Here is a 23,565-nt window from a genome sequence, read left to right on the forward strand (position 1 = left end):
TATTACCGCCCCGATCCGGGGGACGGTGCGCGAAAGGGCCCGTCTTCGGTCAGCATCGCGATATCCTCGGCCACGGCGGCGCGTTCGGCGTCCAGATACTCGGCGACCGCCCTGCGCAGGCCCGAATGGCCGATCCAATGCAGCGAATGGGTGGCCACCGGCAGATAGCCGCGGGCGAGCTTGTGCTCGCCCTGCGCGCCAGCCTCGACCCGGCGCAGGCCCTGCGCGATCGCCCAGTCGACCGCCTGATGATAGCACAGTTCGAAATGCAAAAAGGCGTGATCTTCGACGCAGCCCCAGTAACGGCCGAACAGTGCCTCGCGCCCGATCAGGTTCAGCGCGCCCGCCACCGCGCGCCCGTCGCGTTCGGCGACGATCAGCAGCACATCGTCGCGCATATCGTGCAACGCGTCGAAGAAGGCCCGCGTCAGATAGGGCCGCCCCCATTTGCGCGCGCCGGTATCCTGATAAAACGCCCACATCGCCTGCCAATGCGCGGGGGTGATCGCATCGCCCGTCAGCGCGCGGATCGTGCCGCCGAAGCCCTGCGCGCGGGCACGTTCCTTGCGCAGCGCCTTGCGCTTGCGCGAGGACAGATCGGCCAGGAAGCCCTCGAAACTGTCATAGCCGCGATTGAGCCAGTGGAATTGCTGGCCCGTCCGGTGCAGAAAACCCGCAGCTTCGGCCAGTGGAACCTCGTCTGCGGCGCAAAAGGTGACATGGGCCGAAGACACCCGGGCCTGCCCGGCAATCTGCGCCATCCCGGCCAGCAGCACCGCGCGGCCCTCGGCCGCGTATCCGGGGCGGGTCAGCAGGCGGCGCCCGGTGACCGGGGTGAAAGGCACCGCACATTGCAGCTTGGGGTAGTAACGCCCGCCCGCGCGCTCGAACGCGTCGGCCCAGGCGTGGTCGAACACATATTCGCCCTGACTGTGTGTTTTCAGATACAGCGGCGCGACGGCGATCACCTCGCCGGCCTTGCGCGCCACGATCGGGCGCGGGTCCCATCCGGTGCCCGGCCCGACCGAGCCCGAGGTTTCCAGCGCGTGCAAAAAACGATGCGTGGTGAACGGGTCCAGCGCGCGGCCCTCCGCCGCTTCGGGGCAGGCGCAGGCATCCCATTGGGCGGCGGGAATATCCCCCACCGATGACAGCATGGTGATTTCGATCGTGTCCGTCATGCGCACCCCTTTTGGCCCAAGGTGGCGCGCCGCCCTGCGGCGTCAAGCGGGCAGGGCAGCCAGATATTGCTCGAAGGTAACATTGTCGGCCACGCGGCGCGCCTCGGCCTCGGCTGCGGGCGAGCGGATCGTCCAGCACAGCACCGCCGCCCCCTGCGCCTTCAGCGCGGCCACACGCGGGCTGCCCAGATCCGCAGCCTCATGCGAGATGAAGCAGGCACCGACCCGGTCATAATCGGGGATACCGGCCAGACGGGCGCGCACATCGGCGGGCAGCAGCGGCCAATCCTCCGCCCGGTAGGCCGAGGTCGTGAGCCCCACCGCAACCCCCGGCGCGGCGGCCCGAAACGCGGCCAGCGCATGCGGGTTGAAGGACATCACCGCGACCGGCCCGGCATAGCCTGCCAGTACGGCCGCCACCGCATGTTCCATCGGGCCGACGCCCGGCCCCATGGCGCCGTCCTGGTCCTTCAACTCGATCAGCAGCGGCACTTGCCCCGCGATGATCCCCAGCACTTCGGCCAGCGTCGGAATGCCGTCGGGCGCATCCAGCAGCCGGGTCGCGCCCAACTCCGCCGCGCTGCGCGCGCAGACGGGCCCGGCGATGCCGGTCAGACGCTTCAGGTCGTAGTCGTGAAACACCATCGGCACGCCATCGGCCGAAGGCTGGATGTCGACCTCGATCCCATAGCCTGCCGCCACAGCCGCCTGCACGGCGGCCCGGCTGTTTTCCGGGCGCCCCGCGGCACGGTCATGCAGCGCGCGATGTGCGATCGGCAGGCGCAGGAAATCGGGGTGCAGCATCAGGCGACCTCGAAGATCGCCTCGATTTCCACCGCCACACCCAGCGGCAAGGATGCCGCCGACACCGCCGAGCGCGCGTGCCGCCCGGCCTCGCCGAAGACCTCGACCATCAGGTCGGAACAGCCGTTGACGACCTTGGGCTGTTCGATGAATTCGGGCGTCGAATTGACAAAGCCCACCAGTTTCACCACCCGCACCACACGGTCCAGATCGCCAAGCGCGGCCTTGGCCTGCGCAATCAGCGACAACCCGCAGCGCCGCGCTGCCGCCGCGCCCTCCTCGGTCGCAAGATCTGCGCCAAGCTTCCCGGTAATCAACCCTTCTGCCGTGGCCGAAATCTGCCCCGACACGAACAGCTGATTTCCCGTGCGCACGAAGGGCACATAGTTCGCGGCCGGTGCGGGGGCGGCGGGCAGGGTGATGCCCAGCTCTGCCAGACGGTTCTCGATCTTTGCCATGAGGGCCTCCATCCTTGTCGCGCGGAGGCTAGGACTGCGCCGCCGCCCCTGCAAGCCCAAACCCTGTATTTCTCTCTGGTCGAAATATCCCGGGGGGGCCGCAGGCGGGGGCAGCGCCCCCTCGGCTCAAGCCACCAGCGCCTCGGCCCGTTTCAGATCGACCGAGACCAGTTGGCTCACACCCTGTTCCTGCATTGTCACGCCGAACAGCCGGTCCATCCGGCTCATCGTCACCGCGTGGTGGGTGATGATCAGGAAACGGGTGTCCGTGCGCCGGGTCATTTCGTCCAGCAGGTCGCAGAAGCGGGTGACGTTGGCATCATCAAGCGGCGCGTCCACCTCGTCGAGCACGCAGATCGGCGCGGGGTTGGCCAGGAACACCGCGAAGATCAGCGCCATCGCGGTCAGCGTCTGCTCGCCGCCCGACAGAAGCGACAGCGTGCTGAGCTTCTTGCCCGGCGGCTGGCACATGATTTCCAGCCCCGCCTCCAGCGGATCGTCGCTTTCGACCAGCTGCAGGTTCGCCGTGCCGCCGCCGAAGAGGTGGGTGAACAGCGTGCGGAAGCTTTCGTTGACCTGTTCGAAGGCGGTCAGCAGGCGTTCGCGCCCCTCGCGGTTCAGCCCCGAGATGCCCGCGCGCAGCTTGCGGATCGCCTCTTCCAGATCGGTCTTTTCCTGCACCAGCGCATCGTGTTCGGTCTGCACCTCGCGGGCGTCTTCCTCGGCGCGCAGGTTGACCGCGCCAAGCGCGTCGCGTCCGCGTTTCAGCCGCCCGACCTCGATTTCCAGATCCTCGGCCGAGGGCATCTGATCGGGGTCGGCATCCAGACTTTCCAGCAGGGTCTGGGGCGTCTGTTCGGTCTCGTCGGTGATCCGCTCGGCGGCATGCGCGACGGTTTCGCGGGCGGCTTCGACACGGGCTTCGGCGCGGGCGCGGGCTTCGCGCGCCTCGCCCGCCAGCCGCTCCGCGTCGCGTTCGGCGATCTGCGCCTCGCGCAGCGCGCCTTCGGCGGCGGCCAGCGCATCGGCGGCAGCGGTGCGGCGCGCTTCGGCCGTGTCGATCGCCTCGTTCAACTCGTCGCGTTTGGCGGCCAGCTCTTCGGGCACGGCCGCGGCTTCTTCCAGTTCGGCTTCGGTCTCCTCGCGCCGCGCCGCCAGCTCGGTCGAGCGTTTCTCGGCCGTCTCCAGCCGGTGCTTCCAGCCCGACAGCTCCTTGGTGACCTCTTGACGCCGCCGCAGCCGGGCCTCGCCCTCGCGGCGGATCTCGTCATGCGCGGAACGCCGGGTCAACATCGTGACCCGCGCCGCCTCGACCGCCATCTTCACCGCGTCCACCTCGGCGCGGGCGGCGTCCAGATCGGGCAGCGCGGCAAGCTGCCCCTCGGCCTCGCGCAGGGCCATCCGCGCGGCACTGGCGGCCTCGGCATGGCGGTTGACGGCCAGCCCCGCGCTTTCCAGTTTCGAGGCGCTGAGCGCGCGGTCAGCCTCGGCCCGGCTCAGTGCGCGTCCCGCCTCGGCCACGCGCTGATCGGCGGTGCGGCGCGCCTCGCGGGCACGGGCATCGGCGGCGCTGGCTTCGGCCAGCTGACGGGTCAGCATCTCATGCGCCTGCCGTGCGCCCTCGGCCCGGGCCGCGACATCTTCCAGATCGCGTTTCAATTCGACCAGGCGGTTCAGCTGTTGCAGCCGCAGCGCGGCGGCGGTGGGCGCATCCTCGGCCCCTGCGCGGAACCCGTCCCAGCGCCACAGATCGCCCGCCATCGACACCAGCCGCTGCCCGGGGGCCAGTTGCACCTGCAGCCGCGCGCCTTCGTCACGGTCGGCGACCAGCCCGATCTGCGCGATCCGGCGGGTCAGCACGGCGGGCACCTCGACATGGGCCGACAACGGTTCGACCCCCACGGGCAGGGGCTGGGCGGCGTCGTAATCGGGCAGCAGACCCCAGCCGGATTTCGCCGCGGCCTCAACCTCGGGCGCGCGCAGATCGTCGGCCAGCGCCGCGCCAAGGGCCGCTTCATAGCCCTTGTCGACCCGCACCCGATCCAGCAGTTGCTTGCCGGTCGCGGATTCACGCTCGACCAGCCGGGCCAGCGCGCTGACCTCGGCGCGCAGGGCCCCGGCCTCGCCCTCGGCCTCGGAGCGCATCGCCCGCGCGGCACTTTCGCGCGACTGGATCGCGGCGCGGGCCTCTTCGGCGGCGCCGAGGGCCTCTTCCGCGGCCTCGGCCATCTCCTGCGCTTCTTCCTGCGCGGTTTGCGCGGTCTCGAAGGCCTCGGCCGCGCGTTCCAGCGCCTCTTCTGCCTGCGCCGCGGCCTCTTCGGCACGCGCGGCTTCGGCTTCGGATTTCTCGGCGGTGGTGCGGGTGTCGGCCACCAGACGTTGCGCCGACTGGTGGCGCGCTGCCAGCCGCGCGACATCTTCGGTCAGCTCGCTCAGCGTCGCCTCGCGATCCTGCAGGACCGAAGCGGCCTCTTGCGCGATGTCCGAGGCGGCGGAAAGCTTGTCGTCATGCCCTTCGGCGGCCTTTGCCAACTGGCCCAGTTCCCATTCGAGGCGCGCGATGGTTTCGTCCGCGTCCCGGTTCAGCCCGGCCTCGCGCTCCATATCGCGATCCAGTTGCAGGATGCGGTTCTTCAGCGTCTCGATGCGCTGTGCGGCCTGCGTTTCCTGATCGGTCAGCTGATCGCGCTGCACCACAAGGCGCTGCAGGATCGCGCCCGCCACGGCCTCTTCCTCGCGCAAGGGCGGCAGGGCGTCTTCGCGCGTCGCCCGGTCCTTCGCGGCGGCGCGGGCGGTCAGTTCGGCCTGCGCGGCGGCCTGCACCCTGTCGCGGTGGCCGGCCTCTGCCTCGGCCCGGGCCAGATCGGCCTCGCGCCAGCGACGATACAGCAGCATCCCCTCGGCCCGGCGCAGTGCCTCGCCGATCTCGCGGTAGCGCGCGGCCTGGCGTGCCTGACGGCCCAGCTGCGCCAGCTGCGCGGCCAGTTGTTCGATCACGTCATCGACGCGCAGCAGGTTCTGTTCGGCGCCGTTCAGCTTCAGCTCGGCCTCGTGGCGGCGCTGATACAGGCCCGAAATCCCCGCCGCCTCTTCCAGAATGCGGCGCCGCGCCTTGGGCTTGGCGTTGATCAGCTCGGCAATCTGGCCCTGCCGCACCAGGGCCGGGCTTTGCGCCCCGGTCGAGGCATCGGCGAACAGCATCTGCACGTCGCGCGCGCGCACGTCCTTGGTGTTGACCTTGTAGGCCGAGCCAGCATCGCGGGTGATCCGGCGCACGATTTCCAGCGTGTCGCTGTCGTTGAACCCCGAAGGCGCCAGCCGTTCGGTATTGTCGATGCTGAGCGACACTTCCGCGAAATGGCGCGCCCCGCGCGTGGCCGCGCCCGCGAAGATCACGTCTTCCATCCCGCCGCCGCGCATCGCGGTGGGGCGGTTTTCGCCCATCACCCAACGCAGCGCCTCCAGCAGGTTCGACTTGCCGCAGCCGTTGGGCCCGACAACCCCCGTCAGCCCGTCGTGGATCACCAGATCCGTCGGGTCCACGAAGCTTTTGAAGCCATTGAGTCGCAGTCGCGAGAAGCGCAATAGCGGGCCTTTCCGATTCCGTTCGGGTTGACCTGCAAGTTTCGGGTGCAGGGCGGGGCGTGTCAACGCCGAACCCCATGATCTGGCGGAAGCGTGCCGCTTATCCACAAGATATGCGAGGTTTTCCCTTTTCGTATGGGGCGCGCGGCGCTAGTCTGAGCCCGTTTTCCGCAGGAAAGGAGCGACCCATGGTGCCCGCGCTTGCCATCGTCTTTCTGTTTCAACTGCTGGGCGAGGTGATCTCGCGTGCAGCGCATCTGCCCTTGCCGGGGCCGGTTTTGGGGATGGTCGGGCTGGTTGTGGCGCTGTCGCTCAGCCCGCGTCTGGGGGCGTTGATCCGGCCCACGGCGCAGGGGCTGCTGGCGCATCTGTCGCTGTTGTTCGTGCCCGCGGGTGTGGGGGTGGTGGCGCATCTGCCGACGCTGGCCAAATACGGCCCGGCGCTGGCGCTGGCGCTGGTCGTCTCGACCTTGGCAGCAATCATTGTGGGGGCGGTGATCTTCACCCTTGTCGCCCGCCTGACGCGGAGCCATCCCGATGACTGATGCCGCGCTGATCTGGTCCTATCTGGCCTCCAAACCGTTGTTGTGGCTGTGCGCCACGCTGTTCGCCTATTGGGCGGGCGATGCGGCGTTCCGCGCTTCGGGGCGCAGGCCGATTGCCAATCCGGTGATGATCGCGGTGATCCTGCTGGCGGTGCTGCTGTGGGCCACCGCGACGCCCTACAGCAACTATTTCGAAGGCGCCCAGTTCGTGCATTTCATGCTGGGCCCGGCGACGGTGTGTCTGGCGGTGCCGCTGCAGGCCAATCTGCGGCAGATCCGCCGCGCCGCGCTGCCGATTGCGGCGGCGCTGCTGGCGGGGTCGTTCACGGCGGTCTTCACCGCGCTGGCTATTGCCTGGGCCCTGGGGGCGGATGCGTCGCTGATGGCCTCGCTGGCGCCGAAATCGGCCACCGCGCCGGTTGCCATCGGGATTTCCGAGGCCCTGGGCGGCCAGCCCACGCTGACTGCGGTTCTGGTGCTGCTGACCGGGATGATCGGCGCGATCTTCGTCACGCCGATGCTGAATGCGCTGGGGCTGCGCGACTGGCGCGCGCGGGGCTTTGCCACCGGGGTTGCCGCGCATGGCATCGGCACGGCGCGCGCGTTTCAGGTACACGATACGGCAGGGGTCTTTGCCTCGATCGGGATGGGGCTGAATGCGGTGCTGACGGCGTTTCTGGCGCCGCTGGTGCTGCGGCTGTTTTTTTAGCCGCGCGTGCGCGGGGGACGCGGTTTGTAGACCGGCAGCTTCCACCCCCAGCGCAGCGATCCGGCGCGCAGCGCGAAGGTGACCGCGCCGCAGGCGATCAGCGCGGGCAGCCCGACAAAGCCCGCCGCCGTGACCAGCAGGGCCACCGCGGCCCCCGCAAAGGCGCAGCTGAGGTACAGTTCGCCCTGTTTCAGCGTCAGCGGCACCTCGTTGCAGACCACATCGCGCGCCAGCCCGCCGAACGATCCGGTCACCACCCCCATGATCAGCACGATCACCGGGCCGTGGCCCAACGTCATCGTCACCGCCACCCCCGCCGGCACCGCAACGGCCAGCGCGCAGGCATCCAGCCATAGCAGCGCGCGGTAGCGGCTTTCCAGCAGATGCGCGGTGAAGAACACCACGATGGCAGCCCCGGCGATCAGCACGATCAGATCGGGCCTGCCGACCCAGAACACCGGATCGCGCCCCAACAGCAGGTCGCGCAGCGTGCCGCCGCCGACCGCCGTCAGCGCGGCGATGAAGATGAATCCCACCAGATCCAGCTGCTGGCGCGAGGCGACCAGCGCGCCGGTCAGCGCGAAGATCAGCACCGAGGCATAGTCAAGGATCGCCCCCACCGGCAGACCTGCCAGCGCCGTGGCCCAGCCGCTCATTTCGCGCGCTTGAAGGGCGCCATCGCGGCGCGGGCCAGTTCATCGGCGCGTTCATTTTCGGCGTGGCCCGCGTGCCCCTTGATCCATTTCCACGTCACCTGATGGCGGGCCTGCGCCGCATCCAGCCGCTGCCACAGATCGACATTCTTCACCGGCTTGCGGTCGGCCGTTTTCCAGCCGTTCTTCTTCCAGCCGAAGATCCAGCCGGTGACGCCGTTCTTCACATAGGCGCTGTCGGTGGTGATGGTCAGCGCGGTGCCGCGGCTCAGCACCTCCAGCGCGTTGATCGCGGCCAGCAGTTCCATCCGGTTGTTGGTGGTGTCCGCCTCGCCGCCCGACAGCTCGCGCTCCTTGACGATGGTGTCGCCCTCCATCGCGCGCATCAGCACGCCCCAGCCCCCCGGGCCGGGATTGCCGGAGCAGGCGCCATCGGTCCATGCAAAGAGTTCGGGCATCGCAATTCCTTTCGTCAGAGCGCGCGTTATGCCCGCTCCAGCGCCAGCCGCAAGCCCAAGGCCGCGAAAGACGCCGCAAAGGCCCGCCGCATCCAGGCCATGACCGCCGGACGCCCCAGCACCGCCTGCCGCCCCGAGGCCGCCAGCATCGCATAGCCCACGAACACCGCAAACGTCATGCCCGCAAAGGCCAGCCCCAGACCCAGCATCACGCCGGTGCCGTCGGTGGGCGCCATGAACTGCGGCAGGAAGGCCATGAAGAACATCGGCAGTTTCGGGTTCAGAAGGTTCAGCAGGATGCCTCGGCGGACGATCTGCACCACCGGCTGCGGCGCGGCGGCGCTGATCTGCAACCCGCCGGTGCCGCGCAGCGTGCCCCAGGCCATCCACATCAGATAGGCCACGCCCGCATATTTCACCGCCTGAAACAGCACGGCCGAGCTGTGCAGCACCGCCGCCAGCCCCGCCATCGCCACCGCCATATGCGCCAGCGTCGCCACCGAACAGCCAAACGCCGCCCAAAGCCCGCCGCGCAGGCCCTGACCCAGCGTGACGGACAGGGTGTAGACAACGCCGATCCCCGGCGCGAGGCAGACGACAAAGGCGGTCAGCAGAAATTCGATACTCATGCAGGTTCCCTCAGAACGCGCGGGACCTTGAATTCGATGTCCTCGCGGGCGGTTTCGACCAGCTCGACAGTCAGATCGAAGCGATCGCGGAAGGCGTCGATCACCTCGTCGACCAGAACCTCGGGTGCGCTGGCCCCAGCCGTGACGCCGACCGAGGCGATGCCCTCCAACGCGCGCCAGTCGATATCGGTGGCGCGCTGCACCAGCTGGGCATAGCGGCAGCCCTGCGCCGCGCCGACCTCGACCAGTCGGCGCGAGTTCGAACTGTTCGGCGCGCCGATCACCAGAAGCGCGTCGATCTTGCCCGCGATCGCCTTGACCGCCGCCTGCCGGTTGGTGGTGGCATAGCAGATGTCTTCCTTGGCGGGGCCGACAATGGCGGGAAAGCGCGCCTGCAGGGCGGCGACGATCCCCGCGGTATCGTCGACCGACAGCGTGGTCTGGGTGATCCAGGCCAGCCGCGTCGGATCGCGCGGCGCCAGTGTCGCCACATCCTCGACCGTTTCAACCAGCAGCACCTCGCCCTCGGGCAACTGCCCCATCGTGCCCAGCACCTCGGGGTGGCCCGCGTGCCCGATCATCACCATCTGCAGGCCTTCCTCGGAATGCCGCTCGGCCTCGATATGCACCTTGCTGACCAGCGGACAGGTGGCATCGACATAAACCATCTGGCGCCGCGCGGCCTCGGCCGGCACCGATTTCGGCACGCCGTGGGCCGAAAAGATCACCGGGCGGTCATCGGGGCATTCGTCCAGTTCCTCGACAAAGACCGCGCCCTTGTCACGCAGGCTGTCGACGACGAATTTGTTGTGCACGATCTCGTGGCGCACATAGACCGGCGCCCCCCATTTCGCGATCGCCATCTCGACGATCTTGATGGCCCGGTCCACGCCTGCGCAAAATCCGCGCGGGGCGGCCAGATACAGGGTCAAAGAAGGTTTCATCGCGCGCTCCTTGCTTGCCCCAGACCTAATGCGCGCCCGCCCCGGCGTCCAGCCTTTGGCGGGCGTGGCAAGATGAGTATTTGGGCCAAGAAGAAATGCGGGATCTTCTTCTTGGCCGAAATACTCCGGGGGTGAGGCCCGGCACGGGCCGAGGGGGCAGCGCCCCTTATCCCGCCATCCCCATTGCCTGCGCTGTCAGCCAGGCAACGACGGCATAGCGCCCGGTCTTGGCGATGAACACCAGCGGTATGAAATGCCACAGCGAAATGCGCAGCACTCCGGTGATGAGGCACACGAGGTCGCCGCCCGGCGCCCAGCTGAGCAGCAAGAGCCACAGGCCCCAGCGTTCGAACCAGCGGTGTGCGCGGGCCATCTGTGCCGGGGTTGCGGGAAACCATTTGCGATCTTGCCAGCGCGTGACCCCACGGCCCAGCCCATAGGTGATCAGCGCGCCCAAGGTGTTGCCAACGCCTGCCACCGCGATCATCTGCCAGACGGGCACGTCCCCTGCGGTCTGCAATGCGACGAAGACGACTTCGGACTGCATCGGTATGGGCGAGGCGGCCAGCATCGCCGAAAAGAACAGCCCGATCAGCGAGGCGGTTTCGAGCATGCGAGGTCTCCAATGCAAAAGGGCGCGCGTCCCCGCGCGCGCCCTTCGCTACACATAGTCGGCAGATCAGGACTCTGCCACCCCTTCGCCGTCACGCGGTTCGCGCGGCGGGCGCCCGATCACATCCCGCAATGCGTCCAGTTCGATGAAGTTGTCGGCCTGGCGGCGCAACTCGTCGGCGATCATCGGCGGCTGGCTGCGGATGGTCGAGACGACAGAGACACGCACGCCCTGGCGTTGCAGGCTTTCGACCAGCGGGCGGAAATCGCCGTCGCCCGAGAACAGCACCGCATGATCGAGCCGCGGCGCCAGTTCCATCGCGTCGACGGCCAATTCGATGTCCATGTTGCCCTTGACCTTACGTCGCCCCATGGAGTCGGTGTATTCCTTGGCCGGTTTGGTGACCATCGCATAGCCGTTGTAGTGCAGCCAGTCGACCAGCGGCCGGATCGGGGAATATTCCTCGTTTTCCAACAGCGCAGTATAGTAGAATGCACGCACCAGTTTTCCGCGACGTTCGAATTCCTGTCGCAGCAGTTTGTAGTCGATATCGAACCCCAGCGCCTTGGCGGCCGCATAAAGGTTCGATCCGTCGATGAACAGCGCCAGCCGTTCGTCCTTGTAAAACATCAAATGTCCTTTCCCCCCCGGGCTCGTCTGGCAGCGTCGTTGAGTGGTTGACGCAGGTTAAAGAATGCCCAATTACGCCAGCGTGCCGTGTTTATGTCGCCTGACATAGCAAGGCAAAGCGGGCATGGGTATCTATCTTTATGTGCAACCACTCGATTTTGATTGCTTTGGGGGCCAATCTGCCTTCGCCCGTGGGATCGCCTGCGCAGACGCTGGTTGCCGCGCTTGCGATGTTGCCCGAGGAGGGGCTGCCGTTGCAGGCGATCAGCCGCTTCTACCGTTCGCCCGCCTTTCCTGCGGGGTCGGGGCCGGATTATGTGAACGCCTGCGCGGTGCTCGACTCGCGCCGCCTGCGTGGCAAGGATGCGGGGGCGGTGCTGGCGGCGCTGCATCGCGTCGAGGCGCGGCTGGGCCGCGTGCGGGGGCAGCGTTGGGGCGCGCGGCTGATCGACCTGGATCTTCTGGCGATGGGGCAGGCGGTGCTGCCCGATCCGGCGACGCAGGCCGCCTGGCGGGAATTGCCCCTGGCCGAGCAGATGGTGCGCGCGCCCGAAACCCTGATCCTGCCCCACCCGCGCCTGTCCGAACGCGCCTTCGTGCTGATTCCCCTTGCGGAAATCGCGCCGCAGTGGCGCCATCCGGCGACGGGGCAGAGTGTTGTGCAGATGCTTGACGCCCTGCCCGACGCCGAAAAAGCGGCCCTTGCGCCCTTTGTCGCGCCGTTTGGCGGGGAACAGCGCTTGTCAAGCCCGGACTGAGGGCCTAAATAGGCGCCTCACACCGCCCAAGTCTGACTGGAGTTGCCGATGGCCCGCGTGACGGTTGAAGATTGCGTTGACAAGGTTCCGAACCGCTTCGAGCTGGTGATGCTCGCGGCCCATCGCGCGCGCGAAATCGCCGCCGGTGCCCCGATCACCGTGGACCGCGACAATGACAAGAACCCGGTCGTTTCGCTGCGCGAGATCGCCGAAGAGACGCAAAGCGCCGATGATCTGCGCGAACGTCTGATCGAGAACAACCAGACCCAGATCGAGGTCGACGAGCCGGAAGACGACGCGATGTCGCTGCTGATGGGGGGCGAAACGGCGGATCGCCCGCGCGAAGACGACATGTCCGAAGAGCGCATGCTGCGCGCGCTGATGGACGCGCAGGGCCGCGAATAAGCTGACGGGGGCAAGCGAGCGCGAATGATCGACGTCGAAGACCTGATCGCGCTCGTTCGCAATTACAATCCGCGCACCAATGCCGACATGATCCGCCGTGCCTATGATTACGGGCGGCGGATGCATGACGGTCAGTTTCGCCATTCCGGCGAACCCTATTTCACCCATCCCGTTGCCGTTGCCGCGATCCTGACCGAACAGCGGCTGGACGATGCGACCATCGTGACCGCGCTGTTGCACGACACGATCGAGGACACGCGTTCGACCTATTCCGAGGTGACCGAACTGTTCGGAGCCGATATCGCGGAACTGGTCGATGGCGTGACGAAGCTGACCAATCTGCAACTGTCGTCCTCGGCCAGCAAGCAGGCGGAAAACTTCCGCAAGCTGTTCATGGCGATGTCCAAGGACCTGCGGGTGATCCTGGTCAAGCTGGCCGACCGGCTGCACAACATGCGCACGATCAAGTCGATGCGGCCCGAGAAGCAGGCGCAGAAGGCGCGCGAGACGATGGAAATCTTCGCGCCGCTGGCGGGCCGCATGGGCATGCAGTGGATGCGCGAAGAGCTGGAAGACCTGGCGTTCAAGGTGCTCAACCCCGAGGCGCGCACCTCGATCATCCGCCGTTTCGTCAGCCTGCAGAAGGAATCGGGCGATGTGATCCCCAAGATCACCGCCGACATTCGCGGCCTGCTGGAAAAATCGCAGATCGAGGCCGATGTGTTCGGCCGCGCCAAACGGCCCTATTCGATCTGGCGCAAGATGGAGGAAAAGCAGCTGGCGTTCTCGCGGCTGTCCGACATCTACGGGTTCCGCGTCATCACCCGGACCGAGGCCGATTGCTATGCCGTGCTGGGGCTGATCCATCAGCGCTGGCGCGCGGTGCCGGGGCGGTTCAAGGATTACATCAGCCAACCCAAGACCAACGGCTATCGCTCGATCCACACCACGGTGTCGGGGCGCGACGGCAAACGCGTCGAGGTGCAGATCCGCACCCGGCAGATGCACGAAGTGGCCGAGGCGGGCGTGGCGGCGCACTGGTCCTATCGGGACGGCGAACTGGCGGTGAACCCGTTTGCGGTCGATCCCGGGCAGTGGATTTCGCAACTGACCGAACGTTTCGGCGAGGGCGATCACGACGAATTCCTCGAGAACGTCAAACTCGAGATGTATTCCGATCAGGTGTTCTGCTTCACCCCCAAGGGCGATGTGGTCAAGCTGCCGAAAGGTGCCACGCCGATTGATTACGCCTACGCGATCCACACCCGGATCGGCAATTCCTGCGTCGGCGCCAAGGTCGACGGTATTCGCGTGCCGCTCTGGACCCGGCTGAAGAACGGCCAGTCGGTCGAGATCATCACCGCCGCGGGCCAGCGCCCGCAGGCGACCTGGCTGGACATTGTGGCGACCGGTCGTGCCAAGGGCGCGATCCGCAAATCCCTGCGCGAGGAAGATCGCGGGCGCTTCGTCAAGCTGGGCAGCGAACTGGCGCGGGTGGCGTTTGAACATGTCGGGCGCAAGGTGTCCGACAAGGCGCTGCGCACCGCAGCAAAAACCCTTGGGTTGGCCGACGAGATCGAACTGATGGCGCGGCTTGGCTCGGCCGAGCTGACCTCGCGCGAGGTGATCGAGGCGCTCTATCCCGAACTGGCCGCCAAGGGCCCCGAGATGATCGAGCCGACCCGCGCCGTTCTGGGGCTGGCCGCCGATCAGAGCTTCCGCCGCGCCAATTGCTGCCAGCCGCTGCCCGGTGAACGGATCGTCGGCATCACCTATCGCGGGCAGGGCGTGGTGATCCACGCCATCGACTGCCCTGCGCTGGAGGAATTCGAGGAACAGCCCGGCCGCTGGGTCGATCTGCACTGGCATCTGGGGCAGCACCCGCCGGTCTATTCGGCCTCGCTCAAGCTGACGATCTCGAATGATGCGGGGGTTCTTGGCCATATCTGCTCCTTGATCGGGCAGCAGAAGGCCAATATTTCGGATCTGAACTTCATCGACCGGAAACCGGACTTTTACTCGCTGGTGGTAGAGGTCGAGTTGCGGGACGTCGAACATCTGCACACGCTCTTGACGGCGCTCGAGGCGGAAACAGATGTGGCGCAGGTCGAGCGCTGGCGGGATCTGGCGCGCAAACCCTGAATCGACCCTGATCGGGTGGAAGGATAGACGGTGGTTTTCAAACGGCGCGACAAGCGATCCTGGCTGGTGACGCTGCGCGAAGCCGTCTGGCCACGGCGCGGCTGGGCGCGTGGGTTTCATTATATCAAGCACCGGATCCATCGTCTGCCCGATCAGCCGCATCGGATCGCGCGCGGGATCTTCGCGGGGGTGTTCATCTCGTTCACGCCGTTCTTCGGCGGGCATTTCTTCGGCGCGGCGGCGATCGCCTGGCTCTTGGGCGGTAATGTGCTGGCCTCGTTGCTGGCCACGTTTTTCGGCAATCCGATCACCTTTCCGGTGATCGCGGTCACCTCGCTGAAACTGGGCCACATGATCCTGGGCCATGCGCCGGGAATGCATCGCATCGGCGGGGTGGCCGATGCCTTTCTGGCGGCCGGGGCGGATCTGAAACACAATGTCGTGGCGCTTTTTACCCATGGCCATGCGGAATGGTCGGGGCTGGCGCAGTTTTTCGAAGATGTCTGGCTGCCGTATCTGGTGGGCGGGCTGCTGCCGGGCATCGTCTGCGGGCTGGCGTGCTATTATATCTCGTTGCCGCTGATCGACGCCTATCAGAAGCGGCGCCGCACACGGCTGAAAGAGCGGCTGGAAAAGCTGCGGGCCAAGCTGCACGCCAAGCGGGACGAACGCAAGGACGCAGCCCGGCTGGATAAAACTGGCCCCGAGGCCTGAGTGCCTGACCTTGCGGGCCAAGGCGGCCGCTGCCGGGTATAAATACCGGCCGCGGCGCTGCGCTGCCCCTTCAATCTGCCGCCCCGCTCGCGCATACTCGCGCCAAACAACGCGGAGTCTCCCATGTCCAAACCTTTGCGTCTTGGCGTCAACATCGACCATGTCGCCACGATCCGTAACGCGCGCGGCTCGGCCTATCCCGACCCGTTGCGCGCGGCGCTTCTGGCCGAGGCTGCGGGGGCGGACGGCATCACCGCGCATCTGCGCGAAGACCGCCGCCATATCCGCGACGCCGATATGGCCGCGCTGAAGGCCGGGATCGGCATTCCGCTGAATTTCGAAATGGCCGCGACTGCGGAAATGCAGGAAATCGCGCTGGCCACGCGGCCGCATGCGGTGTGCCTGGTGCCCGAAAAACGCGAGGAGCGCACGACCGAAGGCGGCTTGGATGTGGCCGGCGACGAGGCGCGGCTGGCGGCTTATGTTTCGCCGCTGCGCGATGCGGGCGCGCGGGTGTCCATGTTCATCGGCCATGATGCGGCGCAAATCGCGGCCTCGGCCCGGATCGGCGCGGCGGTGGTCGAGCTGCACACCGGCCATTATTGCGACCTGCATTACGAAGGCCGCTTTGCCGAGCGCGACGCCGAACTTGCCGCCCTGCGCGAAGGCGCGGCCTATGCCCACAGTCTGGGGCTGGAGGTTCACGCGGGCCACGGCCTGACGTTTGAAACCGTGGCGCCGATCGCCGCCATCCCCGAGATCCGCGAGCTGAACATCGGCCATTTCCTGATCGCCGAAGCGGTGTTCATCGGGCTTGGGCCCGCGATTGCCGAAATGCGCCGTCTGATGGATGCGGCGCGGGCATGATCCTGGGGATCGGGTCCGACCTTGCCAATATCGACCGCATCGCCGGGGTGTTGGCGCGTCATGGCGATCGGTTTCGCAACAGGGTCTTTACCCCGACCGAACAGGCCAAGGCCGGAAGCCGGGCCGATGTGGCGGGCACCTATGCCAAACGCTGGGCCGCGAAAGAGGCCTGTTCCAAGGCCTTGGGCACCGGGCTGCGCATGGGGATTTCATGGAAGGACATGGCGGTCACCAACCTGCCGACCGGCCAGCCGGTGATGCATCTGACGGGCTGGGCGGCCGACCGGCTGGCGCAGATGACGCCCGCGGGCCATGAGGCGATCGTGCATGTCACGCTGACCGACGATCACCCCTGGGCTCAAGCCTTCGTGGTCATCGAGGCGCGCGCGCTTCCTTGACTCGGGGGCGCAGCCGGGCCAAGGAAGGCGGGAAATTTCACAAGGATCGGGCAGATAATGGCAAGCAAGTCGGAAAACGGCATCGTCGAGACGGTCAAGACCGTGGTCTGGGCGCTGCTGATTGCGGGCGTGTTCCGCACGCTGTTCTTTCAGCCGTTCTGGATTCCCTCGGGCTCGATGAAGGACACGCTGCTGATCGGCGATTTCCTGTTCGTCAACAAGATGGCCTATGGCTATTCGAAGCACTCCTGCCCGTTCTCGGCCTGCCCGATCGAGGGGCGGCTGTTCGGTTCCGAACCCGAGCGCGGCGATGTCGTGGTGTTTCGTCACCCGACCCGTGGCGTCGATTTCATCAAGCGTGTGATCGGCCTGCCGGGTGACACGATTCAGGTGATCGACGGCGTGCTGCAGATCAACGGCACCCCGGTGAAACTGGCCGATGGCGGCAAGTTCGAGGAAGTCATGGAACTGCAGGGGCCGCAGGGCTCCAAGCCGCGCTGCGAGAATGACCCGGTGGGGCAGGGTGGCCTTTGCGTGAAATCGCGCAAACTCGAAACGCTGCCCAATGGTGTGACCCATTCGATCCTGAACATCAGCGATACTTGGGTGGCCGATAACACGCCGGTCTTCACCGTTCCCGAAGGGCAGTATTTCTTCATGGGCGACAACCGCGACAACTCCGAAGACAGCCGGTTCCCGGCGGCGTCGGGCGGGCTCGGGTTTGTGCCGGCCGAGTTCCTGATCGGGCGGGCAGACCGGGTGATGTTCTCGGCGGCGGGGCGGTCGCTGTTCTTCTTCTGGACCTGGCGCCCGGAGCGTTTCTTCAAGGGGATCGAGTGAAGATTTCCGGCGATATACAGGCCTTCATGGGCCGTCTGGGGCACGAGTTCAGCCGCCCTGAACTGTTGTTGCGCGCGCTGACCCATTCGTCGATCTCGACACCGTCGCGGCCCGACAACCAGCGGCTGGAGTTTCTGGGCGACCGGGTGCTGGGCCTGACCATGGCAGAGGCGCTGTTCTCGGCCGACAAATCCGCCTCCGAGGGACAACTCGCGCCGCGCTTCAATGCGCTGGTGCGCAAGGAAGCCTGCGCTGATGTGGCGCGCCAGATCGACCTGGGCGCGGTGCTCAAACTCGGCCGGTCGGAAATGATGACCGGCGGGCGCCGCAAAGAGGCATTGCTGGGCGATGCGATGGAGGCGGTGATCGCCGCCGTCTATCTGGATGCCGGGTTCGAAACCGCGCGGGCGCTGATCCTGCGGCTGTGGGGTCGCCGGATCGACGCGGTCGAGGAAGACGCACGCGATGCCAAAACCAGCCTGCAGGAATGGGCGCAGGCGCGCGGCCTGCCGCCGCCGAAATATGTGACAATCACCCGCGAAGGGCCCGATCATGCCCCCGTCTTCACCATCGAGGCACAGCTTGCCTCGGGCGAGGCCGAACGCGCCACCGCGGGGGCCAAACGGCAGGCCGAGCAGGCCGCCGCCAAGGCACTTCTGAGCCGTATGGAGGGCTCCTGATGACCGAGACAAAAGCGGGCTTCGTGGCCCTGATCGGCGAACCGAACGCCGGAAAATCCACCCTTCTGAACCGGATGGTCGGCGCCAAGGTGTCGATCGTGACGCATAAGGTGCAAACCACGCGCGCCCGCATCCGCGGCGTGTGCATGGAAGGCCAAGCCCAGATCGTTTTCGTCGACACGCCCGGCATCTTTCGCCCGCGTCGTCGCCTGGACAGGGCGATGGTCACCGCGGCCTGGGGCGGGGCCTCGGATGCCGACATCATCGTTCTGCTGATCGAGGCGCATCGCGGCCTGACCGATGGCGTGAAGGCGATCATCGCCGCGCTGAAGGAACGCGGCGGCGAGCAACCAGTCGCGCTGGCGATCAACAAGATCGACCGCGTCAAGGCCGAGGTGCTGCTGGATCTGGCGCAGCGGATGAATGCGGAATACCCCTTCGCCAAGACCTTTATGATCTCGGCCGAGCGCGGGCATGGCGTCGACGATCTGCGCGAATGGCTGGCCGGGGAATTGCCGAACGGGCCGTGGTTCTACCCCGAGGACCAGATCGCCGATCTGCCGATGCGCCAGATCGCCGCCGAGGTCACGCGCGAGAAGCTGACCCTGCGCCTGCACGAGGAACTGCCCTATCAGCTGACGGTGGAAACCGAGAAATGGGAAGACCGTCCCGACGGATCGACCCGGATCGACCAGCTGATCTATGTGATGCGCGACGGCCACAAGGGCATCGTTTTGGGCAAGGGTGGCGAGACGATCAAGGCGATCTCGACCGCCGCGCGCGCCGAGCTGTCCGAATTCCTGGGCCGTCCGGTGCATCTGTTCCTGCAGGTCAAGGTGCGCCCGAACTGGCTGGAAGAGGCCGAGCGCTATTCGGAAATGGGCCTCGATTTCAAAGATGGTGACTGAGCGGCTGCGCACCGAATTCTGGGTGCGCGCTTATCTCAAGCGGTTGGAAATGAACGCGATTCCCGGCTACGTCGTGGCGCGCGGCCAACCGGATTCCGGCGCGGTCATGGTGAAATGCGCCACGCTCGACGGTCAGGCCAGCTTGTGGAGCCGCGGTTTCGACTGGCAATCCGACAGCCACCGCTGGACGCTGCAGTCGCAAGGTGCGGAGCCCGAGGTCGATGCCTCGATCCGCCGCCAGCGGGGCTTCGACCCCGATCTCTGGGTGATCGAGGTCGAAAGTCGCGACGGCCGCACCCTTCTGGACGAAGACGGTCTGAACGACTGAGCTTCCCCTTTCTTTCTGGTCCAAATATCCTGCGGGGGTCCGGGGGTGCAAAACCCCCGGCCTCACCACCCGGGCAAGGCATGGACTGGCAAGATCACGGCACAATTCTTTCGCTGCGCCCGCATGGCGAAACCTCGGCGATCATCGAGGTGTTCACCGAAGGCCACGGCCGTCATGCCGGGGTGGTGCGCGGCGGTGCCTCGCGCAAGATGGCGGCGGCGTTGCAGCCGGGCAGCCATGTCGCGGTTGTCTGGCGCGCCAGATTGCATGACCAGCTCGGCACCTACATGGTCGAGCCGCTGCGCTCGCGCGCGGGGGCGATGTCGGACCGGATGGCGCTGCTGGGGCTGAATGCGGTCTGTGCGCTGCTGGCCTTCGCATTGCCCGAACGCGCGCCGCACCCCGCGCTTTATGCCGCGACCGAACCGCTGTTCGAGGTGATCGCGGCGGCCCATCCCGGCTGGATCGTCGACTACCTGCACTGGGAAATTGCGCTCTTGGACGAGTTGGGGGTCGGGCTTGACCTGAGCCGCTGCGCGGTGACCGGCACGCGCGACGATCTGGCCTTCGTCAGCCCGAAAACGGGCCGCGCGGTCAGCCGTGCGGGGGCAGGCGACTGGGCGCCGCGCCTGCTGCCCTTGCCGCCCTGTCTGCTGGGGCAGGGGCCCGCGACACTGGTCGAAATCGGGCAGGGGCTGCGGATTTCCGGGCATTTTCTGGAACGCTTCGCCGCCGAGCACAGCCACCGCGCCCTGCCAGAGGCCCGCAACCGGCTGATTGACGGGATTGCCCGGCTGGGCTGATCAGGGCGCGGGCCGATTGTCCAGCATCAGTTGCATCAGTGCCAGATCCAGCCATTTGCCGAACTTCTGGCCGACCTGCGGCATCTGCCCGACATGGGTGAAGCCCAGCTTTTCATGCAGCGCGATCGAGGCCGCATTGCCCGCTTCGATGGCGCCGACCAGCACATGAAACCCCGCCGCGCGCGCCTCGGCGATCAGCGCCTGCATCAGCGCGCGCCCGCGCCCGCCGCCGCGCAGATCCGACCGGATATAAACCGAATGCTCGACGGTGCCGCGATAGCCGTCGAAGGCGCGAAACGGGCCATAGCTGGCATAGCCCACCACGGCGCCCGCCTCGACCAGCACCAGCACCGGCAGACCGGCGCCTTGCCGCGCCGCGATCCAGTCGATGCGGTTCTGGGCGTCGATCTCGACCTCGTTCCAGATCGCGGTCGTGTTGCGCACCGCGTCATTATAGATCGCGGCAAGTTCCGGGGCATCTGCGGGGGTGGCTGGGCGGATCATGGCGCTCTCCTGTTTTCGGGCAAGATTTCCTGAACGCGGGGCGGGCGCAATGGAAAACGGGACCCGAAGGCCCCGTTTTCGCGTCGTTTGCTTCAGGATCAGCCCAGCAGGCGGCGGGCGATGACCTGCGCCTGAATTTCGGCTGCACCTTCAAAGATATTGAGGATGCGCGCGTCGCACAGGATGCGCGAAATCGCGTATTCCAGCGCGAAGCCGTTGCCGCCGTGGATCTGCAGCGCGTTGTCGGCCGCAGCCCAGGCCACGCGGGCGCCCAGCAGTTTCGCCATGCCGGCCTCCAGATCGCAGCGGTGACCGTGGTCTTTTTCCCAGGCCGAGAAATAGGTCAGCTGCCGCGCGATCATGATTTCCACCGCCATCATCGCCAGCTTGCCGCCGACGCGCGGGAATTCGATCAGCGATTTGCCGAATTGCTTGCGGTCGATGGCATATTGCATGCCGATCTCGCAGGCGGCCTGGGCCACGCCAACGGCGCGCGCGGCGGTCTGGATGCGGGCCGACTCGAAGGTCTCCATCAGCTGTTTGAAGCCCTTGCCCTCTTCGCCGCCCAGCAGGTTTTCGCCCTTCACGCGGAAACCGTCGAAGCCCAGCTCGTATTCCTTCATGCCGCGATAGCCCAGAACCTCGATCTCGCCGCCGGTCATGCCGGGCGTCGGGAACGGGTTGTCGTCGGTGCCGGGCGTCTTTTCGGCCAGGAACATCGACAGCCCGCGGTAATCGGTGGTGTTCGGGTCGGTGCGCGCCAGCAGCGTCATCACATGGGTGCGCTGTGCGTGGGTGATCCAGGTCTTGTTGCCGGTCACGACCCAGTCGTCGCCATCCTTGACCGCGCGGGTGCGCAGGCTGCCAAGGTCCGAGCCGGTGTTCGGTTCGGTGAAGACCGCGGTCGACAGGATCTCGCCCGAGGCCAGACCCGGCAGCCATTTCTGTTTCTGTTCCTCGGTGCCGCCGCACAGGATCAGTTCCGCCGCGATTTCGCTGCGGGTGCCAAGGCTGCCCACGCCGATATAGCCGCGCGACAGTTCCTCGGTCACCACCACCATCGAGGCCTTGGACAGGCCAAGCCCGCCGTATTCTTCCGGGATCGTCAGGCCGAAGACGCCCAGTTCGGCCAGTTCCTCGATGGTTTCCATCGGGATCAGCTCGTCCTTCAGGTGCCATTCATGGGCGAAGGGGATGACGCGTTCTTCCGCATAGCGGTGGAACTGATCGCGGATCATTTCCAGCTCTTCGTCCAGACCCGAGGCGCCGAACAGCGCACGGCCCTGATTGTCCTGCATCTGCGCGACCAGCGCCATCCGCGCGGCCTGCGTGTTGCCGCCAGCGATCAGGGCGGCGGCTTCGGCGCCCGGGGTCCAGCTGACGCCCAGATCGGCCAGACGGGCGGTTTCGCCCTGCGACATCGGAATGCCGCCCTGGATCTGCGCCAGATATTCACCAAAACCGATTTGCAGGATCAGGCTTTCCATCTCGCCGAACTGGCCGGTTTCGGCCAGCCGACCGGCCCAGCCGCGCAGCTGGATCAGCGACTGGTTATAGGTGGTCAGCCAGGACAGGGCATGGGCGGCGAACTGGTTCGCTTCCAGCGCCGCGGCGGAAATCTTGCCGTTGACAGTGACCAGCGCGCGCAGCGCTTCGGTGGCATCGGCGGTCAGTTTGGCCACTTCGGGCAGGGCGGCCTCGGTCAAGGCCAGCAGGTCGGTCAGAAGAACGGTCTTGGTCATATCAGCCCCATCATGCGCCATGAATCGGTTCCTTTTTCGGTTGCACCGTGCTTAGGCACTTTGCACCCGCAGCGCAATAAAAATTCGTGAGACTGCCGCTGCCGGATCGAATGTGTCGCAGGAATTTGGCGCCTGCGGCTCAGGCCGCCACGGGACCACGGCCTTGGGCGCGAACCGCTGCCAGCGTCATCGTCTCGTAGCCCGACAGCACGCGCCGCGCGGGGTGGCGGTGTTCGGGCAGGGTGCCCGTGCGCGCCAGATCCGCAAGCGCCGTTGTTGCGGCCAATGCAGGCTGGCGCGCCAGCCGCCCGGTGTTCAGGCTTTCTATGCGGCAGCCGTCGGCGATCAGCAGGTGGTGATCGGCCAGCAAGATACCGTGCCAGCCCAGCACGTTCGGGCGGTCGGGTTGCAACGCGCTGCACCCGTCGACCAGATGGCGGGCCTCGACCAGCACCTCATCCTCGCCGAAGATATATTCGACGGCCGGGCCGGACAGGGCCACGCGATGCTGCGGCAGCAGCCACAGATCGTGGGTTTCGCCGAAGGACGGTGCGCTGAGCCGCACCGGGCGCAGATTGCCAAGCGCAGGCAGGCTGACGCGGCCCGACCAGAGCACCTGCTGCGGCCCGGCATCGACGGTTTCGACCCAGTCGCCCGCACGCAGGCTGCCTGCCGGGCGCAGGCCCTGGGGCGTTTGCAGCGGCGTGGAAGGCGCAAAGCAGGCGGCGGGGCCCAGCGGGTGCAGATGATCGCCCAGGGCCAGCCAGTCGACCCGCGGTCCGATCCGCGCGTCGCCCCCCGGGCCTTCGCCCGCGCACAGCGCCAGCAGATCGTCGCGCGGCATCGGCAGCGGGTCGGTGCCCGCCCGTTGCCGCAGGGTGCCCGCATCCAGCGATTCCAGCGTCAGCAGGCTTTCGCCCCGCACTGCGTCCCAACGCCAGCTGAGCCGCATCCGGCCGCCTGCCGCCAACGCATCCGTCGCATCCAGCGAAATCGCGTGAAACTCTGCCCCGTGGCGTTGCAGCAGGCTGATGTGCCCCTGTCCGGTAAAACCCAGCGAAAAGAAGCGCGGCTGCGTGCCCGCCCGCGCCAGATGGAGCAGCGGCGGCAACTCGGCCTCGCCACGCATCAGCGTGAATTCGAGCATCAGGCTGCCCTGTGGCAACAGGGCGGGCAGGGCGCGCGGGGCCAGCGTCAGCGCGCCTTCATCCGGCAGATGCGCGGCAAACCATCCGGCGTGGGGTTGTGGCTGAGTCTGCATCCGCCC

The 23,565-nt window shown here is 66.9% G+C and carries 26 protein-coding genes; 13 read left to right on the plus strand and 13 right to left on the minus strand.

What is annotated here, in order from left to right; genetic code table 11:
- Positions 1-2: 2 nt before the first annotated feature.
- From P2G62_RS03140 to smc, 4 genes are all read right to left on the minus strand, one after another.
- Complete coding sequence (locus tag P2G62_RS03140) at positions 3-1,181, minus strand: GNAT family N-acetyltransferase (RefSeq protein WP_275733414.1); 1,179 nt, start codon at positions 1,179-1,181, stop codon at positions 3-5.
- Between the two features lie 42 nt (positions 1,182-1,223).
- The gene (locus P2G62_RS03145; RefSeq protein WP_275733415.1) at positions 1,224-1,985 is read right to left on the minus strand and encodes a glycerophosphodiester phosphodiesterase family protein; all 762 of its coding nucleotides are present in this window, start codon (positions 1,983-1,985) and stop codon (positions 1,224-1,226) included.
- On the minus strand, positions 1,985-2,443 hold the full coding sequence (locus P2G62_RS03150; protein WP_275733416.1) for a RidA family protein: 459 nt from the start codon (positions 2,441-2,443) through the stop codon (positions 1,985-1,987). The genes P2G62_RS03145 and P2G62_RS03150 overlap by 1 nt, the downstream gene beginning before the upstream one ends.
- 126 nt (positions 2,444-2,569) lie before the next feature.
- Positions 2,570-6,028: a chromosome segregation protein SMC gene (gene smc / locus P2G62_RS03155; RefSeq protein WP_275733649.1), complete on the minus strand. Its 3,459-nt coding sequence runs from the start codon at positions 6,026-6,028 to the stop codon at positions 2,570-2,572.
- A gap of 188 nt (positions 6,029-6,216) precedes the next feature.
- Here smc and P2G62_RS03160 point away from each other — a divergent pair, with 188 nt between their 5' ends.
- Positions 6,217-6,573, plus strand: a complete 357-nt coding sequence (locus P2G62_RS03160; RefSeq protein WP_275733417.1) for a CidA/LrgA family protein — start codon at positions 6,217-6,219, stop codon at positions 6,571-6,573.
- A complete protein-coding gene (locus P2G62_RS03165; RefSeq protein WP_275733418.1) occupies positions 6,566-7,282 on the plus strand; it encodes an LrgB family protein in 717 nt (238 codons plus the stop codon). The genes P2G62_RS03160 and P2G62_RS03165 overlap by 8 nt, the downstream gene beginning before the upstream one ends.
- On the opposite strand, the gene P2G62_RS03170 is transcribed toward P2G62_RS03165, so the two are convergent.
- The 6 genes from P2G62_RS03170 to P2G62_RS03195 form a co-directional block, all read right to left on the minus strand.
- A complete protein-coding gene (locus P2G62_RS03170; RefSeq protein ID WP_275733419.1) occupies positions 7,279-7,938 on the minus strand; it encodes a trimeric intracellular cation channel family protein in 660 nt (219 codons plus the stop codon). The genes P2G62_RS03165 and P2G62_RS03170 overlap by 4 nt on opposite strands.
- On the minus strand, positions 7,935-8,393 hold the full coding sequence (gene rnhA, locus P2G62_RS03175) for a ribonuclease HI (protein WP_275733420.1): 459 nt from the start codon (positions 8,391-8,393) through the stop codon (positions 7,935-7,937). Before rnhA ends, P2G62_RS03170 begins: the two co-directional genes overlap by 4 nt.
- 26 nt (positions 8,394-8,419) lie before the next feature.
- Positions 8,420-9,022 (minus strand): LysE family translocator, encoded by a 603-nt coding sequence (locus P2G62_RS03180; protein WP_275733421.1) that lies wholly within the window; start codon positions 9,020-9,022, stop codon positions 8,420-8,422.
- Positions 9,019-9,966, minus strand: coding sequence for a 4-hydroxy-3-methylbut-2-enyl diphosphate reductase (gene ispH, locus P2G62_RS03185; protein WP_275733422.1), 948 nt, complete (start codon positions 9,964-9,966; stop codon positions 9,019-9,021). Before ispH ends, P2G62_RS03180 begins: the two co-directional genes overlap by 4 nt.
- Before the next feature lie 166 nt (positions 9,967-10,132).
- A complete protein-coding gene (locus tag P2G62_RS03190; RefSeq protein WP_275733423.1) occupies positions 10,133-10,579 on the minus strand; it encodes a YqaA family protein in 447 nt (148 codons plus the stop codon).
- Positions 10,580-10,645: 66 nt separating this feature from the next.
- Positions 10,646-11,209: an NYN domain-containing protein gene (locus P2G62_RS03195; RefSeq protein ID WP_275733424.1), complete on the minus strand. Its 564-nt coding sequence runs from the start codon at positions 11,207-11,209 to the stop codon at positions 10,646-10,648.
- Positions 11,210-11,349: 140 nt separating this feature from the next.
- Between P2G62_RS03195 and folK the strand changes: the two genes are divergently transcribed.
- From folK to recO, 11 genes are all read left to right on the plus strand, one after another.
- On the plus strand, positions 11,350-11,967 hold the full coding sequence (folK, locus tag P2G62_RS03200; RefSeq protein WP_275733425.1) for a 2-amino-4-hydroxy-6-hydroxymethyldihydropteridine diphosphokinase: 618 nt from the start codon (positions 11,350-11,352) through the stop codon (positions 11,965-11,967).
- Between the two features lie 48 nt (positions 11,968-12,015).
- Positions 12,016-12,372, plus strand: a complete 357-nt coding sequence (gene rpoZ / locus P2G62_RS03205) for a DNA-directed RNA polymerase subunit omega (RefSeq protein ID WP_275733426.1) — start codon at positions 12,016-12,018, stop codon at positions 12,370-12,372.
- 24 nt (positions 12,373-12,396) lie between these two features.
- Positions 12,397-14,514, plus strand: coding sequence for a bifunctional (p)ppGpp synthetase/guanosine-3',5'-bis(diphosphate) 3'-pyrophosphohydrolase (locus tag P2G62_RS03210; protein WP_275733427.1), 2,118 nt, complete (start codon positions 12,397-12,399; stop codon positions 14,512-14,514).
- 30 nt (positions 14,515-14,544) lie between these two features.
- On the plus strand, positions 14,545-15,228 hold the full coding sequence (locus P2G62_RS03215; RefSeq protein WP_275733428.1) for a DUF2062 domain-containing protein: 684 nt from the start codon (positions 14,545-14,547) through the stop codon (positions 15,226-15,228).
- Between the two features lie 123 nt (positions 15,229-15,351).
- Entirely contained in the window at positions 15,352-16,095 is a 744-nt protein-coding gene (locus P2G62_RS03220; protein WP_275733429.1) for a pyridoxine 5'-phosphate synthase, read from the plus strand.
- Positions 16,092-16,493 carry a holo-ACP synthase gene (gene acpS / locus P2G62_RS03225; protein WP_275733430.1) on the plus strand — a complete coding sequence of 134 codons (402 nt, stop codon included), beginning with the start codon at positions 16,092-16,094 and terminating at the stop codon, positions 16,491-16,493. Before P2G62_RS03220 ends, acpS begins: the two co-directional genes overlap by 4 nt.
- 57 nt (positions 16,494-16,550) lie before the next feature.
- Entirely contained in the window at positions 16,551-17,333 is a 783-nt protein-coding gene (gene lepB, locus P2G62_RS03230) for a signal peptidase I (RefSeq protein ID WP_275733431.1), read from the plus strand.
- Positions 17,330-18,013 carry a ribonuclease III gene (gene rnc, locus P2G62_RS03235; RefSeq protein ID WP_275733432.1) on the plus strand — a complete coding sequence of 228 codons (684 nt, stop codon included), beginning with the start codon at positions 17,330-17,332 and terminating at the stop codon, positions 18,011-18,013. Before lepB ends, rnc begins: the two co-directional genes overlap by 4 nt.
- Entirely contained in the window at positions 18,013-18,921 is a 909-nt protein-coding gene (era, locus tag P2G62_RS03240; protein WP_275733433.1) for a GTPase Era, read from the plus strand. The genes rnc and era overlap by 1 nt, the downstream gene beginning before the upstream one ends.
- Positions 18,914-19,249, plus strand: coding sequence for a DUF1491 family protein (locus P2G62_RS03245; protein ID WP_275733650.1), 336 nt, complete (start codon positions 18,914-18,916; stop codon positions 19,247-19,249). Before era ends, P2G62_RS03245 begins: the two co-directional genes overlap by 8 nt.
- Before the next feature lie 80 nt (positions 19,250-19,329).
- A complete protein-coding gene (recO, locus tag P2G62_RS03250; RefSeq protein WP_275733434.1) occupies positions 19,330-20,052 on the plus strand; it encodes a DNA repair protein RecO in 723 nt (240 codons plus the stop codon).
- On the opposite strand, the gene P2G62_RS03255 is transcribed toward recO, so the two are convergent.
- The 3 genes from P2G62_RS03255 to P2G62_RS03265 all read right to left on the minus strand — a co-directional run bounded on the left by P2G62_RS03255 (position 20,053) and on the right by P2G62_RS03265 (position 23,559).
- Positions 20,053-20,556, minus strand: coding sequence for a GNAT family N-acetyltransferase (locus P2G62_RS03255; protein WP_275733435.1), 504 nt, complete (start codon positions 20,554-20,556; stop codon positions 20,053-20,055). It abuts the gene before it with no gap.
- Positions 20,557-20,654: 98 nt separating this feature from the next.
- Positions 20,655-22,319 carry an acyl-CoA dehydrogenase family protein gene (locus P2G62_RS03260; RefSeq protein WP_275733436.1) on the minus strand — a complete coding sequence of 555 codons (1,665 nt, stop codon included), beginning with the start codon at positions 22,317-22,319 and terminating at the stop codon, positions 20,655-20,657.
- A 118-nt stretch (positions 22,320-22,437) separates the two neighbouring features.
- Positions 22,438-23,559, minus strand: coding sequence for a Hint domain-containing protein (locus P2G62_RS03265; RefSeq protein WP_275733437.1), 1,122 nt, complete (start codon positions 23,557-23,559; stop codon positions 22,438-22,440).
- Positions 23,560-23,565 lie beyond the last annotated feature (6 nt).

The sequence above is a fragment of the Paenirhodobacter sp. CAU 1674 genome, assembly GCF_029222945.1.
GTDB lineage: Bacteria > Pseudomonadota > Alphaproteobacteria > Rhodobacterales > Rhodobacteraceae > Rhodobacter.